We start from the raw sequence: 16,741 nt of genomic DNA, 5'->3' as shown, positions 1-16,741 counted from the left end.
GTCCCTGAGGGCGCATGCGGTGCGCCGCGAAATACGCGCCCGCCAAGCTGCGCGGAACGCCCCGTGCGTATCATGACCGTCCGCCCCGGCAACGGTGCCGGGCCCGCCCGTCGCGCGAGCGGCGGGCAAGGGGGCGGGCGGCGCGTGGTTGACTGCGTGTACTGCCGGACGCGGGGCCGCCCCCGCATCCGCTTCCCGTCATTGTCGGCGCTCAGCGAGCCGAGTAGACGCTGAACGAGAAATACTTGTGCGACAGCCGGTCGTACGTGCCGTCCTTGTGCATGTCGGCCAGCGCCTTGTTGATTTTGAGCTTCAGGTCCGTGTCTTCCTTGCGCAGGCCGATCGCGGTGCCGTCGCCGATCGTCTTCGGATCCTTCACTTCCGGCCCGGCGAACGCGAAGCCTTTGCCGCGCGGCGTGCGCAGGAAACCGTAGTCGGCCTGCAGTTCATCCTGCAGCGTCGCGTCGAGGCGGCCCGAGCCGAGATCGGCATAGACCTGGTCCTGGTTCTGGTAAGGAATGACCGTCACGCCCTGCGGTTCCCAGTACGCCTTCGCGTAGGTTTCCTGCGTCGAGCCCTGCTCGACGCCGACGTGCTTGCCCTTGAGCGACGCGACCGTCGGCAGCAGCGGCGAGCCGGCCTTCGCGATCATGCGTGCCGGTGCGTCGTACACCTTGTCGGAGAAGTCGATCTGCTCGCGGCGCTTGTCCGTGACGGTCAGCGACGACACGACGACGTCGTACTTCTTCGCCTTCAGCGCGGGGATGATCCCGTCGAGATCCTGCGCGACCCACACGCACTTCACGTTGATCCGCTTGCAGATTTCCTTGGTGAGATCGACGTCGAAACCGACGATCTCGCCGCTCGGCGCGGTCGACTCGAACGGCGGGTAGCTGGCATCGACACCGATCCGCACGGTCTTCCACTCTTTCGCGAAGGCGCCGCTCGCCACGAGGGCGAGGGCGGCGCACAGGGCGGCCTTCTTCATTTCCATCCTTTTGTCGCTCACTTCCGGGGGGCGCTCGCGGCCGGTCGGGCCGGGCGCCGCGGCGTATTCTAGACGGCCAAAATTCGTGTTTCGGCGCGCTGGCAACGGCGCTCGCCGGACGGGCGAACGCCAAAAGGGCGGTATTTTACCCGAACGCGATACCCGGAAAACGGCAATCCGGCGCGACCGATCGATTCTTCGAATCGGCTGTTGCGGCAATCGTGGTATTCGCGACGAGTATTGCGCCCATTGGATTCGTGAGCGCAACGATGCGGTGCGCGGGCGGTGGATTGTGGCCGGATAGGGGCGAGCCTACAGTACAGGTAAACCCGAAAAGAACAGCCGCCTGCCGGAGTGCCCGCCCCATGTTCCAGATCCGCCGCGCCGCCGACCGTTGCCACACGCGTCAAGGCTGGCTCGAATCGAGCAGCAGCTTCCCGGTCGCCGGCCACGCCGGGGCCACACATCCGCCGTTCGGCGCGCTGCGCTTGCTGAGCGAGGACCGGATCGCCCCGACGCGCGGCTTCGGAATGCAGCCGCGCCGTGACCTCGAGATCGTCACCTACGTGCTGGACGGCGCGCTCGCGCATCGCGACAGCCTCGGCAACGGCGCGATCGTGCGGGCGGGCGGCATCCAGCGGATGAGCGCCGGCACGGGGCTCATGCACAGCGAAACCAATGCGTGGTGCGACCGGCCGCTGCATCTGTTGCAGATCTGGCTGCAGCCGGCCGAGCGGGGCGGACGGCCCGGTTATGCGCAGCGGCGCTTTGCCGACGACGAGAAGCGCGGCCGGCTGCGGCTCGTCGCGTCGCCCGACGGCGCATTGTCGGTCCGTGCGGACGCGCGGATCTTCGCGGGGCTGATCGATGGCGACGAGGAGACGGCTTTCGGCGTGCCGGCCGGGCGCAGCACCTACGTGCACGTGGCGCGCGGCGACGTGGAGGTCAACGGCCACGCGCTGGCCGAGGGCGACGGCGCGCGGATCGCCGGTGTGGACACGGTCGCGTTCGCCCGCGGCCGGGCAGCCGAGGTGCTGCTGTTCGACGTCGCCTGAAATGAAACAGGGGACGCGGCGCTGAGCGCCCGCGTCCCCCGCGGTGCCGCTCGGGAGGCGGCCTGCCGGCTTACTGCGCGGGCGCCGACGCGCCCTTGGCCGCGCCATGCTGCTGCCAGCGTTCCTTCATCTTCTCGTGGCGCTGCTCCATCCGTGCGAACTGCTGCTTGAGCGCCGTGCTGACGGTGGTTTTCTGCTGGTCGTTCAGCCCGTTGTAGAAGGCGAGCCACGCGGCCGAGCTCTGCTCGCGCAGTTGCGCATTCTGCTGCTCGGCCTGCTGGCGGGCGGCGTGCATCGCGCTCAGGTCGAGGATCGGCTGATTCTGCTGCGCCTTGAATTGCTCGCGCATCTGCTCGTGGCTCTTGCGCATCGCTTCATGGTTCTGCTTCATGGTGTTGACGGCCGTCTGCCACTGCTGTTCCTGCGACGCGTTGAGCTTTAGCTGGTCGTGCAGCTTCATGATCACGCCGAACGGGCCGCCGTCATGGCCGCCATGCATCTGGTGCATGCCGGGGGCGCCCGGCGGCGGCATGTCGTTGGGTTGCGCGGCATGCGCGGTGCCGAATGCGAGAGCGAGCACGGTGGCGGCCGCAATGGCCACGCGGGAAGTCTTCTTATACATTTCAGAAACTCCTTGTATCAAAGGGTCCGGCGATGCGGTGCGCGGTGATTCGTGTCCGCATCCGGTAAGACGCAGGTTAGCGGCGCGGGTCCCGGCCGGTGTTACGCGGGGTGGCTGGCGGGTTACGGCGCATTACAGTTCCCTTGCGCCGTAACCCGCAGTAACCCTTTCGTCCCTTTGTTTCGTTCTTCGACTCCGCACTCGCGCGGTAAACTTCAAGCCATGACTACCCAGATCCTCATCGTCGACGACGACCAAGAACTCCGAGACCTGCTGCGCGACTATCTCGTGCGCCAGGGGATGGAAGTGTCCGTGCTGCACGACGCGGCGACGCTCGAGAAGCGCCTCGAGCGCGAGCGGCCCGACCTGATCGTGCTGGACCTGATGATGCCGGGCGTGGACGGCCTGACCGCGCTGCGCCAGTTGCGCGCGGCCGGCGACGACATCCCCGTGATCATGCTGACCGCGCGCGCGGACGACGTCGACCGCATCGTCGGGCTCGAACTCGGCGCGGACGACTATCTCGGCAAGCCGTTCAACCCGCGCGAGCTGCTCGCGCGCGTGCAGGCCGTGCTGCGCCGCCGCCGCGCGACGCCGTCGGCGGCGGCGCCCGAGCAGCGCGAGCCGTTCGCGTTCGGCCGCTTCGTGCTCGATTTCCAGGCGCGCACGCTGTCGGTCGACGGCAAGCCGGCGACGCTGTCGAGCAGCGAATTCGCGCTGCTGAAGATCTTCGTGAACCATGCGCTGCGCACGCTCACGCGCGAGCGGCTGCTCGAGCTGCTGCACGGGCCCGAGTACGACGGCACCGACCGCGGCATCGACGTCCAGGTATGGCGCCTGCGCCGCATCCTGGAAACGGATCCGTCGGCGCCGCGCTTCATCCAGACGGTCCGCGGGCGCGGCTACGTGTTCGTGCCCGACGGCGAGGCCCATGCGCAAGCCCATTGATTCACTGTTCGGGCGGCTGGCGCTGCTGGTCATCGGCGTGCTGCTCCTGTCGCACTTCGCGTGGTTCTTCGCGATGCGCATCGAGCGCAGCCAGATGCAGACGCGCTACGCGGTCGAGGAGGCCGCGTTCCTGGTCGACGCGGTGCGCCAGCACGTCGAGCGCACGCCCGATCAGCCGCTGCCGTCGCGGGTGCGGCTCGTGTCGCCGGACAGTCCCGACGTGCCGAAGGGGGCCGACACGAACCTGCCGGCGCCGCTCAAGCGCTTCCGCGATGACGTGAGCGAGCGGATGCCGCACGGCACCCAGGTCGAGATCGGCGCGCCGGGTCATCCGCCGGTGCTGTGGGTGAAGGAGCCGACCGACCCTAACTGGATCGTGGTGCCGGTGCAGCCGCTGCGGCCGCCGCGCTCGCTCGATCGGATGCTGCTGTGGCTCGGCACGATCTTCTCGGCCGGCGTGATCGCCGCGCTGTTCGCGGCCTGGCAGCTGCAGCAGCCGCTGCGCTCGCTGGCGCGCGCGGTCGCGCGCTTTGGCCGCGGCCAGCCGGTGCCGCCGCTGCGCGAGCGTGGCCCGCGCGAGCTGCGGCAGCTCACGCGCGGCTTCAACCAGATGGTGGAACAGGTCTCGCAGGCCGACAGCGACCGCGCGGTGATGCTGGCCGGTGTCGCGCACGACCTGCGCACGCCGCTCGCGCGGATGCGCCTGCGCGCTGAAATGATGGACGACGCGCGGCTGCGCGATGGCGTCGTGCGCGATGTCGACTCGATGTCGCACATCGTCGACCAGTTCCTCGCGTTCGCGCACGGCGGGGCGGACCGCAGCGAGCCCGTGCCGGTCGACCAGACCTGCGAGCGGATCGCGCGCAGCTATCGCGCGGTCGCACCGAACGCGCCGGCGGTCCAGACGCATCTCACGGCCGACGCGGGCTTCCGCCTGCCGACCGCGACGCTCGATCGGATCCTGTCGAACCTGCTGGACAATGCACATGCGTACGGCGCGCCGCCCGTGCTGGTCGAGACGGCGCGTACGCCGACGGGTTATGTCCTGTCGGTCAGCGACAGCGGCGGCGGGATTGCGCCGCGCGACCTGGCGGCCGCGACGCGGCCGTTCGTGCGGCTCGACCCCGCGCGCGGCGGGAACGGCCACAGCGGGCTGGGGCTCGCGATCGTCGAGCGGCTCGTGCTGAGGCTGGGCGGGACGTGCGAGATCAGCAACCGTCCCGAGGGCGGCCTGCGCGTGGCGATGACGTTCCCGTTCGACGTGGTGCCGAAGGACGAACTTCACGCACAGGCTGCGTAAGAAGCGGCGCCTGCCGGGCAGGCGCCGCGCGGCATCATTCGCCGAACAGCGTGCCGAGCGTCTCGGCGGCGTTGCTGTCGATGGTGTTGTAGGTCACGCTCGTGGCCTCGAAGATATAGACGGTCGTATAGCGGCCGAGGCGCTCCAGGATTTCCTCCTGCAGTGATTCCGGCACGACGTTCATGTTCAGGTACCACGCCGTCGACGACAGCCGGGTCTGGAACGACCCGTATTCCTGCATCAGCTCGTAGAACGCCTCGGCGTCCTGATCGCGGCAGACGATCACCAAATTTCCTGCCATTCCCTTCCTCCAGCTGGTCGGTCAATCCCCGGGGCCATGGGTCGGCACACCCCAGGGGCTAGCCCCGATCATACCCCTTCGCCGCGATCGTCCGCTGACGTCCGGCATGGTTTGCGCCCGTGTGCGGCTGGCGGGTTCCCGGCCGGCCCGGATCACGGCATAATTCGGGGCCTGCACGCCGGCCGAACGACTGCGGCCGGGCTGCTCTGCCCCTCGCGCCCGCCGTCTGCCCGCGCGCCGGGCACGATCCACGCACCGCCCACGCGTCGCGCGGCGCCACACTGGCCCCGGACGGTTGTACCTGAAATACAGGTTGGTGTAGTGTCGTGCCGTCGCGGCCGACTCGCCGCGCCGGGGCGCAGCTTGCACGCACGGCGCGTCGCGCCGGCGTGAGATCGTGAATCAATCGAATTACCGCGTCGAATTACCGCGCCCGTGCGCTTTGCCATGAATCAACATCGTCTGCCGGCTTCGTTCGGCCTTACCGGGGAGGGCGCCTGATGGACGTCGGATTCTTCAATCCGAACCGGACCGCCAACGCGTCCGCTTGGCGCGTTCTGCCGAACCGGTGGGACTTCATCGCATTCCCGCTGATCATCTGCCTGATCGCGATGGCGGTCGTCGGCTTTCATGAAACGATGGCGCCGATCGGGACCCTTCAGACCCAGAAGATCTCGCTCGATCCGTCGAACCTGCCCGAATACGCGTTGCGCACGACGCTGCGGATGCTCGCCGCGATGGTCGCGTCGCTCGTGTTCACGCTGGTCTACGGTACGCTCGCCGCGAAAAGCCGCCGCGCGGGGATGGTGCTGATCCCGATCCTCGACATCCTGCAGTCGGTGCCGGTGCTCGGCTTCATCTCGTTTACGGTCACGTTCTTCCTCGCGCTGTTCCCGAGCCGGGTGCTCGGCGCCGAGCTCGCGGCGATCTTCGCGATCTTCACGAGCCAGGCATGGAACATGACGTTCAGCTTCTACCAGTCGCTGCGCACGGTCCCGCGCGACCTCGACGAAGTGTCGCGCGGCTTCCACCTGACGTCGTGGCAGCGCTTCTGGAAGCTCGAGGTGCCGTTCTCGATGCCCGGGCTGATCTGGAACATGATGATGTCGATGTCGGGCGGCTGGTTCTTCGTCGTCGCGTCGGAGGCGATCACCGTCGGCAACCAGACGATCACGCTGCCGGGCATCGGCGCGTATCTCGCGCAGGCGATCTCGGACAAGAACTTCGGCGCGATCGGCTGGGTGATCCTCACGATGACGGTCGTGATCCTCGCGTACGACCAGTTCCTGTTCCGTCCGCTGATCGCGTGGGCCGACAAGTTCCGGATGGAGAACACCGCGTCGGGCGATGCGCCGCAATCCTGGCTGCTCGACCTCGTGCGCCGCACGCGCCTGATCCATCAGCTGCTCGTGCCGGCCGGCTGGTTCTTCGCGAAGGCCGCGCGGATTCCGCTGCGCCTGCCGCTGTCGGGCACGATGCGCTTCACGCTGCCGAAAGTAGAGAAGAAGGCGTCGCGCACGGTCGACATCGCGTGGTCGGGTTTCGTGCTGATCGGCACCGCCTATATCGTGTGGCGCGTCGTCAGCTTCGTCGCGACCGGCGTCACGATGGCCGACGTCGGCCACGTGCTGGTGCTCGGGCTCATCACGCTGCTGCGCGTGGTCGTGCTGATCACGATCGCGTCCGTGATCTGGGTGCCGATCGGCGTGCTGATCGGGCTGCGTCCGCGGCTGGCGGAGAAGCTGCAGCCGCTCGCGCAGTTCCTCGCCGCGTTCCCGGCCAACCTGCTGTTCCCGGTGTTCGTGATCGTGATCGCGCGCTTCCACCTGAACCCCGACATCTGGCTGTCGCCGCTGATCGTGCTCGGCACGCAGTGGTATATCCTGTTCAACGTGATTGCCGGCGCGACGTCCTATCCGAACGACTATCGCGAAGCGGCGACGAACTTCCGGATCCGCGGCTGGCAGTGGTGGCGCCAGGCGATCCTGCCCGGCATCTTCCCGTACTACGTGACCGGCGCGATCACCGCGTCGGGCGGCGCGTGGAACGCGAGCATCGTGTCGGAAGCGGTGCAGTGGGGCACGACCAAGATCGAGGCGCACGGCCTCGGCGCGTATATCGCGCAGACCACCGCCGCCGGCGACTTTCCGAAGATCATCCTGGGCATCGCCGTGATGTCCCTGTTCGTTACACTGTTCAACCGCCTGCTGTGGCGCCCGCTGTATGCCTTCGCCGAAGCGAAGCTGCGGCTCGACTGAGACCGATTGAGAGCGAAACGCGATGCACAATCCGAATGCTGTAAACGCCCCCGTCCAGACGTCCCAGCCGCCGCGCCTCGGCGAGGAAATCCTGCGTGTCGATCACGTTTGCCGCGGCTTCAACAAGACGCAGGGCGAACTGCTCGTGCTCGACGATGCGAACCTGTCGCTGCGCGAAGGCGAGATCGTCGGATTGCTCGGCCGTTCCGGGTCGGGCAAGTCGACGCTGCTGCGTATCATCGCCGGGCTTATCGAACCGACCGGTGGTGAAGTGACCTATCTCGGCAAGCCGCTGCGCGGCCCGGCCGAAGGCGTCGCGATGGTGTTCCAGACCTTCGCGCTGTTTCCGTGGCTGACCGTGCTGCAGAACGTGGAAGCCGGGCTGGAAGCGCTCGGCGTCGGCGCACGCGAGCGGCGCGAACGCGCGCTCGCCGCGATCGACCTGATCGGTCTCGACGGCTTCGAGAACGCGTACCCGCGCGAGCTGTCGGGCGGCATGCGCCAGCGCGTGGGCTTCGCGCGCGCGCTCGTCGTCGATCCGACGATCCTGCTGATGGACGAGCCGTTTTCCGCGCTCGACGTGCTGACGGCCGAAACGCTGCGTACCGACCTGCTGGATCTGTGGACGCAAGGCCGGATGCCGATCAAGTCGGTGCTGATCGTCACGCACAACATCGAGGAAGCGGTGTTCATGTGCGACCGGATCCTCGTGCTGTCGTCGAACCCGGGGCGCGTGATCGCCGAGATCAAGGTGCCGTTCAAACATCCGCGCAACCGGCTCGACCCGGCGTTCCGCAAGCTGGTCGACGATATCTACGCGAAGATGACCGCGCGCCAGACCGGTGAGGCGACGAAGAAGGGGCTGGAGCTCGGCAGCTGGCTGCCGCAGGTGTCGACCAACCTGATGGCCGGCCTGATCGAGACGCTCGCGATGGCGCCGTACCACGGCCGCGCGGACATGCCGGAAATCGCGCGCACGCTGCACCTGGAAGTGGACGACCTGTTCCCGATCGCCGAAGTGCTGCAGTACCTCGGTTTCGCCGACGTGCGGGAAGGGGACGTGTTCCTGACGCCGCCGGGGCGGGTGTTCGCGGAATTCGGCACGCAGGAGCGCAAGCTGATGTTCGCGGATCACCTGCTCAAGCACGTGCCGCTCGCCGCGCGGATCAAGAAGGTGCTGAACGAGCGCCCGGGCCATCGTGCGCCGCGCGTGCGCTTCGAGCAGGAGCTGGAGGATTTCCTGTCGGACGGCGCGGCCGAGGAAACGCTCGACGCGGTGATCGACTGGGGGCGTTACGGCGAAGTCTTTTCGTATAACGACAAGACGGAGGTGTTCAGTCTTGAGGATGTGGAGTCTTGAAGTCTGCAGGTAGACCCATACGGGTCGACATTTATCTGCCATCGATGTCGCATTAACGTCGGAGCCTGCCGCACTGCCGGCAGCGCTGCCGATGAAATTGCCCACGCAGTCGCAAGCCCGACGACGTCAATAGCTGAAAGCTCATGCCCGAATGACGATCGACCGTTACTCCGGCAAATCCCACTGATTCGCATCCCGCTCGACCCCACCCGTACTCAGCCGCTCGATCTTCTCCATCCGCTGCCGCGCCAGTTCGGGAAGCCGGTTCGTCACGCCGATCACCAGCGCTTCGGCGAGCGCGAGCGCGGGCACGTTCGTCTGCAGCATCGCGAACGGGCGTCCCTGGATCCGCAGCACGATCTCGGCGAACGCGCTGATCGGCGAGCGCCATTCGTCTGTAATCAGCAACACCCTGACGCCGAGCCGGTGCGCAGCCTGCGCGAACCGGATGCTGTCCTTCTGATAGCGGCGAAAATCGAAAATGACCAGCACGTCGGCGGGCCCCATGTCCGTTAGCGTGACCGACGCGAGGTTCACGTTCGGCTCGACATACTGCACATGCGGGCGCGCATACGCGAGCGTGAAGGAAAACAGCGACGCGAGCGGCGCGGTGTAACGCCCGCCGCCGCAGAACACGCGGAGATCCGGATCGGCCAGCAGCGTCACCGCTTCGTCGAACGCCGCCGCGTCGAGCTCCTCGATCGTCGTGGCGAGCGCTTGCGAGAGCCGCTGGAAGATCGCCGAATTACTGTCGCGCATCCCCGATTCCGAGTGGAACGCGTCCATCCGCGCGAGCGGCGAATTCATCGCGGTGTCGATCTCGTCGTGCAACGCCTGCTGGAACGACGAGTAGTTCGGAAAGCCGATCCGCACGACGAAGCGAAACACGGTCGGATCGCTGACTTCGGCTTGCTTCGCAAAGCTCGCGATCGGCCCGAGACCGAGGCTCGGATAGCGATCCAGCAGCGCATGCGCGACCTTCTGTTCCGACGGCGTGAAGCTATCCATCTGGGATAGCAGCAACGCCCTGATGCTTGTCCCCATCGGGCACTCCGGCTTGCTCGTATCTGAATGACAAACGGCAGACATGTGTCTGCCGGCGACTCCATGCATGTTAGCCGATCGACGGCCCGCGGGCCGTATGAGACTGGAGATTAGAGGGACGCATCGCACAACCTTCAATCATTCACATGTGTAATAAAACAAACATTCAAAGCGACGGCGAACCCGTCAGATATAGCGGAATAGTTCAGTGATAACCCTAGGTTTTTGAATAAAAATCCCGGTGATATGATCGCGGCCTCGCTGGAATGTACTGTTCATTACATGCCGGATCAGTAGCGTTGACCAGCCCTCGGGGCCGGTCGCGCATCACGGCATGGCCCGGTTATTCGTCTGGAGGATTCCGTCATGAGGCGGCTCGTAGTACTCACCCTGTTGTCGGCCATGAGCGCGTGCGCGCTCGCCGCTTCGGAACCCGCTGTGGAAGCGAAGAACGGCATGGTCGTGTCGTCGCAGCATTTCGCGTCGCAGATCGGCGTCGACATCCTGAAGAAAGGCGGCAACGCGGTGGACGCCGCCGTGGCGGTCGGCTACGCGCAGGCGGTGACCAATCCGTGCTGCGGCAACATCGGCGGCGGCGGCTTCATGACCGTGCACCTGGCCGACGGCCGCGACCGGTTCATCAACTTCCGCGAGACGGCGCCGGCCGCGGCATCGGCGAACATGTATCTCGATGCGAAAGGCAACGTCATTCCGGACGACAGCCTGTACGGCTATCGCGCGGTCGGCGTGCCGGGCACGGTCGCGGGTCTCGACCTCGCGCAGCGCAAGTACGGCAAGCTGACGCGCAAGCAGGTGATGGAGCCGGCGATCCGGCTCGCGCGCGACGGCTTCGTGCTGACGCGCGGCGACACGGACATCCTCGACACGACGATCGAGCGCTTCAAGAAGGATCCGGAAGCCGCGCGCATCTTCCTGCGTCCGGACGGCACGCCGCTGCAGCCGGGCGACCGCCTGGTGCAGAAGGACCTGGCACGCACGCTCGAGCGCATCGCGGAGCAGGGCCCCGAGGCGTTCTATCACGGCGAGATCCCGAAGATCGTCGAAGCGGCCGCAAAGCGCGGCGGCGGCCTGATCACGGCAGCCGATTTCGCGTCGTATCGCGCGCAGGACGTCGCGCCGCTGACCTGTACGTATCGCGGCTACGAGTTCGTGTCGGCGCCGCCGCCGAGCTCGGGCGGCGTGACGATGTGCGAGACGCTGAACGTCCTCGAAGGCTATGACCTGCGCAAGATGGGCTATCAGTCGGCGTCGGTGGTCCACTACATGACCGAGGCGATGCGCCATGCATACGAGGATCGCAACACGCTGCTGGGCGACCCGAACTTCATCGACAATCCCGTCGCGAAGCTGACGAGCAAGCAGTACGCGGCCGAGATCCGCAAGCAGATCAGCGGCGAGATGGCGACGGCGTCGGTCGACGTGCAGCCGGGCGTCGGCGTGCACGAGAAGCCGGAGACGACCCACTATTCGATCATCGACCACGACGGCAATGCGGTGTCGACGACGTACACCGTCAACGGCCGCTTCGGCGCCGTGGTGATCGCGCCGGGCACGGGTTTCTTCCTGAACGACGAGATGGACGACTTCACCGTGAAGGTCGGCGCGCAGAACCTGTTCGGCCTCGTGCAGGGCACGCGTAACTCGATCGCACCGGGCAAGCGCCCGCTGTCGTCGATGGCGCCGACGATCGTGAAGAAGGACGGCAAGGTGTTCATGGTGGTCGGTTCGCCGGGCGGCTCGCGCATCATCACGATCACGCTGCAGACCGTGCTGAACGTGATCGACTACGGGATGACGCCGCAGGATGCGGTCGGTGCGCCGCGCGTCCATCATCAATGGCTGCCGGACGAGGTCTACTACGAGACCCGCGGCCTGTCGCCCGACACGCTCGCGATCCTGCACAAGATGGGCTACAAGATGGTCGAGCAGACGCCGTGGGGCGCCGCCGAGCTGATCATGGTCGGCCTGCCCGGCACCGAAGCGGCGAGCCGCCAGAGTTCCGGTAACGACTCGTCGGTCTCCGGCAACGTGCGCGTCGGCTACATCTACGGCGTCAACGATCCGCGCCGCCCGGCCGGGTCGGCGATCGGATACTGATCGGGTACTGACCGATCCGGTTTGATCGCATCACATTGAACCGTTGCAACCGGCGTTCGCCATCGCGCGAGCGCCGGAGCAGCGACAGGGCGCACGACCGGCCCGCAACGCGCACCGTGGCACGGCATCGGCGCGGCGTTTTTCTTCCATTCCTGCACCGTGCGTCGAGTACCGTTATGAACAAACGAATGTCTGCGGCAGTCTGGATCCTGCTTGCAATGGCGGCCGGCATCTTCATCGGCTACATGATCTACACGCAGTTTCCGGACAAGCAGTCCGCGACGGAAATCGCCGGCTACATCTCGCTCGTGTCCGACGTGTTCCTGCGGCTGATCAAGATGGTGATCGGCCCGCTCGTGTTCTCGACGCTCGTCGTCGGCATCGCGCACATGGGCGACGCATCGTCGGTGGGGCGCGTGTTCGTGAAGGCGTTCGGCTGGTTCGTCACCGCATCGCTGATTTCGCTGCTGCTCGGGCTGCTGATGGCGAACCTGCTGCACCCCGGGGAAAACCTCGGCCTGCCGCTGCCCGACGTCGGCGCATCCGCGCATCTCGCGACGTCCAAGTTCACGCTGAAGGATTTCGTCAGTCACATGGTGCCGAAGTCGATCGCCGAGGCGATGGCGAACAACGAGATCCTGCAGATCGTCGTGTTCTCGATGTTCTTCGGCGTCGCGCTGTCGGCGCTCGGCGAGCGCGGCAAGATCCTCGTGGCCGCGATCGACCAGCTGGCGCACGTGATGCTGAAGATCACCGGCTACGTAATGAAGCTCGCGCCGCTCGCGGTGCTGGCCGCGATGGCGTCGACCGTCGCGATCAACGGGCTGTCGATCCTGCTGAAGTTCGCGGTGTTCATGGGCGACTTCTACGTGAGCCTGTTCCTGCTGTGGAGCACGCTCGTGGCCGCCGGCCTGCTGTTCCTCGGCCGTCGGGTGTTCAAGCTGCTGGCGCTGATCAAGGAAGCGTTCATGCTGTCGTTCGCGACCGCCAGTTCCGAAGCCGCGTACCCGAAGATCCTCGACGCGCTCGACCGGTTCGGCGTGCGGCGCAAGATTTCGAGCTTCGTGATGCCGATGGGCTATTCGTTCAACCTCGACGGCTCGATGATGTACTGCACGTTCGCGTCGCTGTTCATCGCGCAGGCGTACAACATTCATCTGTCGCTCGGCACGCAGATCACGATGCTGCTGGTGCTGATGCTCACGTCGAAGGGGATGGCCGGCGTGCCGCGCGCATCGCTCGTCGTGATCGCGGCGACGCTGCACCAGTTCGACATTCCGGAAGCGGGGCTGCTGCTGATTCTCGGCGTCGACACGTTCCTCGACATGGGGCGCTCGGCCACCAATGCGGTGGGCAACTCGATCGCCAGCGCGGTGGTCGCGAAGTGGGAAGGCGAGCTGATGTCGGAGTCCGAAGCGAAGGCGCATGCCGCGCATCTCGATGCGGAACTGGAACGGCAGAACGGCGATCCGGCCTATGGCGCCGGTCGGGCGACGTCCGCTTAAGCGGCGCACGCCTCGTCGAGGGACGCCGCCAGCACCATCGCGGCGGCGTTGCCCGGCGTCGAACCGAGCAGTTGTGGCGCATAGACGCTGTCGCCGGGCGCGATCGGCCGCCCCGACAGCGCGCAGACGCCGCGCTTGCGCGTCGTGAACAGCCGCCACTTCTGATAACCGTAGTGGCCGGTGCACGCGTCGCGCCACGAAATCATCACGGTGTCGGGGGTGGGCCGCTCGAGCACGCTGATGGTCGGCTGGCTCGTCGCGTCCCACGACGGCAAGCGGTCGCGCGTGACGCTGCGCCGGCGCGGCGCGGCCCATGAGACGGACGGCATGTCGAAGCTGCCGATCGCGGCGACGGTCCTGAGCCAGGCGGCTGCACTGTTGCTCATGTCTGCTTTCCTCGAAACGTTACGCAATGTATCAAGACAGGCGGATGCGTGGCTGCACGCAGCCGTTGATCCGTTCGGCGATCCACAGCAGTGTCGCCTTGGAGAACCCGTGCAGCGCCTGCTGGTGCCGCCGGTACAGCATCAGATGGCTGAACTGGGCGAAACGCCCCTGGATGAAGCCGCCGCGGAAGAACCCGAATTGCCCGAGCGTGCCGAATGCGTCGTAGTCGCTGATCGACACGAGCGCGCCGAAATCGTGGAACGCGAACGGCGGCAACGGCTTGCCGTCGAGCCACGCGGGCAGGTGTTTCGCGAGATGCTCGGCCTGCTGGGTCGCGACCTGCGCGGTCGGCGGCAGCGGCCGCTCGTGGCCGTCGGGTTGCAGGCTCGCGCAATCGCCGATCGCGAACACGTGTTCGTCGGCCGTGGCCTGCAACGTGGGTCCGACCATGATCTGGTTCGCGCGGTTCGTATCGAGCCCGCCCAGCGCCTGCATGAAATCGGACGCCTTCACGCCGGCCGCCCACACCATCAAATCCGCTTCGGCAAACGAACCGTCTCCATAGTGGAAGCCGTTCGCGTCGGCCGACGTGACGCGCGTCGACGTCAGCACGTGAATGCCGATCTGTTCGAGCCGGCGCTGCGCGGACGCGGAAATCCTCGGCGGAAACGCGGCGAGGATGCGCGGGCCGCTTTCGAGCAGCGTCAGCTGCAGCCGCTCGCGCACCGTCGCATCGCCATACGCCTGCGCGACTTCCAGCAGCCGACTCAGCTCCGCTGCCAGCTCCACGCCCGTCGCGCCCGCACCGACGATCGCGACGCGAAACGGCTCGTCGCGCGCGATGCTGCGGAACACGCGCATCCGCAGTGCTTCGTTGAAGGTTTCGGCCTGCTGCTGGCTGTCGATGAAGTAGCAGTGCTCGCGCACGCCCGGCACGCCGAAATCGTTGGCCTGGCTGCCGAGCGCGAGGATCAGCACGTCGTATTCGAGCTCGCGCGCGTCGAGCAGGAGTTCGCCGTCCGGCGAGCGGATCTCGCCGAGCTGCACGCGGCGGCGCGCGCGATCGAGCCCCTTCAGTTCGCCGGGCTGGTACGTGTAGCCGTGGTCGCGCGCGTGGGCGAGGAAGATCACCTGCTGTTGCTGCACGTCGCGCGTGCCGGCCGCAATCGTGTGCAGCATCGGCTTCCACACGTGGGTCGGGCTGCGGTCGACGATCGTGACCTGCGCGCGCCCGCTACGGCCGAGGCGTTCGCCGAGGCGGGTCGCGAGCTGCAAGCCGGCGATTCCGCCGCCGACGATGACGATGCGGGTAGGGGAAGTAAGGGTTGTCATGGATAAATCATCACGTGATGAATAAGGTATGATCCTAGCGCTTCCCGGCTTCGCGTGTCAACGGAGCGGGGCGGGCGGCCCGGCTCCGGCGACGCGAAACCGGGGCACGAACACGGGCATTCGAATCAATCAACAGGAGCAGGAAAACGTGGCTGAAGTCACTGAGTGCGCGCCATCGAAGCGGCGCACGCGCGGGCGGCCGCTGGCGGACGCGTCCGTCGGTCCGGACGTGATATTGCGGGCAGCGCGCCGCACGTTCGCGAAGCGCGGCTACGATGCGACGAGCGTGCGCGAAGTCGCGCGCGAGCTGGGTATCGACGCGGCGCTGATCGCCCATCATTTCGGCACGAAGGAAACGCTGTGGCTGGCGGTCGTCGAGCAGATCGCCGAGCTGGCCGAGCCGATGTTCGATGCGTTGCGCGCGCTGCGCACGTCGTCATTGCCGCAGCGCGAGCGCGTGCGGCGCGCGATCGAGCTGTCCGTCGATCACGAATTCAACGAGCCGGATATCGGCATGTTCTTCTCGACCGCGGCGACCGAGGAGGGCGCGCGGCTCGACCGGCTGCGGGAGCGGATCGTGCGGCCGTATCACGACGCAATGTTTCCGCTGCTGGCGGAGGCTGTCGACGCCGGCGCGATCCGCCCGGTCGATCCCGATGTGCTGTTCTTCATGATCGCGAGCGCGATCGGCACGACGGTGTCGTATAGCCACCTGATTCTGGAGTTCACGTCGTTGCCCACGCGGCAGGATGCGTTCCGGCAGGCCGTGCTCGACGTCGCGCTCAACTTCCTGCTCGACTGAGCGCCGTGCGCGCGACGCGCGCGATCACGTCGCCGTCACGTCGCAGCCACCAGCCCCAGCGTGCCAACCGCGTGCCGCGCGGTGTCGCGCAGCGCGTCGACGAGCGGCGACGGCGTCCGGTACGCGATCGCCAGTTCGTACGCGAGCGGGCTGCCCGCGCCGGTCAGTTCGCAGAACGTAATGCCTTGCGGCTGCATCGGCACGAACAGGCGCGGCATCAGCGCGACACCGATGCCGCCCGCGACGAGTCCGGCCGTCGTCTGCATCTGGCGCGGCTGCTGGACCACCCGCGGTGCGAAGCCGGCCTGCGCGCACGCCGTCACGATCCGCGCATGCATGCCGGGCCCGTGATGCGCGGCAAACAGCACCCACGGTTCGTCCGCTAGCTCGGCCAGCGCAATGCGGCGGCGGCGCGCGAGCCGGTGGCCGTCGGGCAGCGCGGCGACCATCCGGTCGCGCAGCAGCGGCTCGATGTGCACGTCGCCGGCATCGGCCACCGGCAGCACGACGAGGCCGACATCCGTGCGGTCCTGCCGCAGCGCGAGCACCTGCTCGGCGGTCGTGCCTTCTTCCAGCTGGAAATCGACGTCCGGATGCCGTTCCTGGAACGCGCGGAGGATCAGCGGCAGCAGTGCGTTGACCGTGCTGTCGACGAACCGCAGCCGCAGCGTGCCGCCCAGGCCGGCGCCGGCGCGTCGCGCCACGGCCACCGCGCGCTCGG

15 protein-coding genes are annotated in these 16,741 nt (G+C 67.0%); 8 read left to right on the top strand and 7 right to left on the bottom strand.

Going from position 1 to position 16,741, the window contains the following annotated elements; genetic code table 11:
* Nucleotides 1-211: 211 nt before the first annotated feature.
* A complete protein-coding gene (locus F3J14_RS18225) occupies nt 212-988 on the bottom strand; it encodes an ABC transporter substrate-binding protein (RefSeq protein WP_166724203.1) in 777 nt (258 codons plus the stop codon).
* Between the two features lie 365 nt (nt 989-1,353).
* Here F3J14_RS18225 and F3J14_RS18220 point away from each other — a divergent pair, with 365 nt between their 5' ends.
* Entirely contained in the window at nt 1,354-2,043 is a 690-nt protein-coding gene (locus F3J14_RS18220) for a pirin family protein (protein WP_166724202.1), read from the top strand.
* 70 nt (nt 2,044-2,113) lie between these two features.
* On the opposite strand, the gene F3J14_RS18215 is transcribed toward F3J14_RS18220, so the two are convergent.
* Nucleotides 2,114-2,665, bottom strand: a complete 552-nt coding sequence (locus F3J14_RS18215; protein ID WP_166724201.1) for a periplasmic heavy metal sensor — start codon at nt 2,663-2,665, stop codon at nt 2,114-2,116.
* Between the two features lie 222 nt (nt 2,666-2,887).
* On the opposite strand from F3J14_RS18215, the gene F3J14_RS18210 reads away from it, so the two are divergent.
* Entirely contained in the window at nt 2,888-3,613 is a 726-nt protein-coding gene (locus F3J14_RS18210) for a response regulator (protein ID WP_012364426.1), read from the top strand.
* Nucleotides 3,597-4,913 carry an ATP-binding protein gene (locus F3J14_RS18205; protein WP_166724200.1) on the top strand — a complete coding sequence of 439 codons (1,317 nt, stop codon included), beginning with the start codon at nt 3,597-3,599 and terminating at the stop codon, nt 4,911-4,913. Before F3J14_RS18210 ends, F3J14_RS18205 begins: the two co-directional genes overlap by 17 nt.
* Nucleotides 4,914-4,947: 34 nt before the next feature.
* On the opposite strand, the gene F3J14_RS18200 is transcribed toward F3J14_RS18205, so the two are convergent.
* The gene (locus tag F3J14_RS18200) at nt 4,948-5,214 is read right to left on the bottom strand and encodes a hypothetical protein (RefSeq protein ID WP_006755676.1); all 267 of its coding nucleotides are present in this window, start codon (nt 5,212-5,214) and stop codon (nt 4,948-4,950) included.
* A 500-nt stretch (nt 5,215-5,714) separates the two neighbouring features.
* Between F3J14_RS18200 and F3J14_RS18195 the strand changes: the two genes are divergently transcribed.
* On the top strand, nt 5,715-7,472 hold the full coding sequence (locus F3J14_RS18195; protein ID WP_166724199.1) for an ABC transporter permease subunit: 1,758 nt from the start codon (nt 5,715-5,717) through the stop codon (nt 7,470-7,472).
* A 22-nt stretch (nt 7,473-7,494) separates the two neighbouring features.
* Nucleotides 7,495-8,832, top strand: coding sequence for a nitrate/sulfonate/bicarbonate ABC transporter ATP-binding protein (locus tag F3J14_RS18190; RefSeq protein ID WP_166724198.1), 1,338 nt, complete (start codon nt 7,495-7,497; stop codon nt 8,830-8,832).
* Between the two features lie 165 nt (nt 8,833-8,997).
* Here the strand turns inward: F3J14_RS18190 and F3J14_RS18185 are convergent, their stop codons facing one another.
* Nucleotides 8,998-9,876: a MurR/RpiR family transcriptional regulator gene (locus F3J14_RS18185; RefSeq protein WP_166724197.1), complete on the bottom strand. Its 879-nt coding sequence runs from the start codon at nt 9,874-9,876 to the stop codon at nt 8,998-9,000.
* 366 nt (nt 9,877-10,242) lie between these two features.
* Here F3J14_RS18185 and ggt point away from each other — a divergent pair, with 366 nt between their 5' ends.
* Entirely contained in the window at nt 10,243-11,994 is a 1,752-nt protein-coding gene (gene ggt, locus F3J14_RS18180) for a gamma-glutamyltransferase (RefSeq protein ID WP_166724196.1), read from the top strand.
* Nucleotides 11,995-12,170: 176 nt separating this feature from the next.
* Nucleotides 12,171-13,499, top strand: coding sequence for a dicarboxylate/amino acid:cation symporter (locus F3J14_RS18175; protein ID WP_166724195.1), 1,329 nt, complete (start codon nt 12,171-12,173; stop codon nt 13,497-13,499).
* Here F3J14_RS18175 and F3J14_RS18170 read toward each other — a convergent pair.
* Together F3J14_RS18170 and F3J14_RS18165 are read right to left on the bottom strand one after the other, a co-directional pair.
* The gene (locus F3J14_RS18170; protein ID WP_166724194.1) at nt 13,496-13,885 is read right to left on the bottom strand and encodes a DUF3331 domain-containing protein; all 390 of its coding nucleotides are present in this window, start codon (nt 13,883-13,885) and stop codon (nt 13,496-13,498) included. The genes F3J14_RS18175 and F3J14_RS18170 overlap by 4 nt on opposite strands.
* 31 nt (nt 13,886-13,916) lie before the next feature.
* Nucleotides 13,917-15,218, bottom strand: coding sequence for an NAD(P)/FAD-dependent oxidoreductase (locus tag F3J14_RS18165; protein ID WP_166724193.1), 1,302 nt, complete (start codon nt 15,216-15,218; stop codon nt 13,917-13,919).
* A 148-nt stretch (nt 15,219-15,366) separates the two neighbouring features.
* Between F3J14_RS18165 and F3J14_RS18160 the strand changes: the two genes are divergently transcribed.
* Nucleotides 15,367-16,020 (top strand): TetR/AcrR family transcriptional regulator, encoded by a 654-nt coding sequence (locus F3J14_RS18160; protein ID WP_166724192.1) that lies wholly within the window; start codon nt 15,367-15,369, stop codon nt 16,018-16,020.
* Nucleotides 16,021-16,055: 35 nt separating this feature from the next.
* Here the strand turns inward: F3J14_RS18160 and F3J14_RS18155 are convergent.
* Nucleotides 16,056-16,741: LysR family substrate-binding domain-containing protein (locus F3J14_RS18155; protein WP_166724191.1), on the bottom strand; the 686-nt coding region annotated here is incomplete at its 5' end.

The sequence above is a fragment of the Burkholderia sp. Tr-862 genome, assembly GCF_011753085.1.
Classification (GTDB): Bacteria; Pseudomonadota; Gammaproteobacteria; order Burkholderiales; family Burkholderiaceae; genus Burkholderia; species Burkholderia ambifaria.
This window is presented reverse-complemented; position numbering and strand designations above follow the sequence as displayed.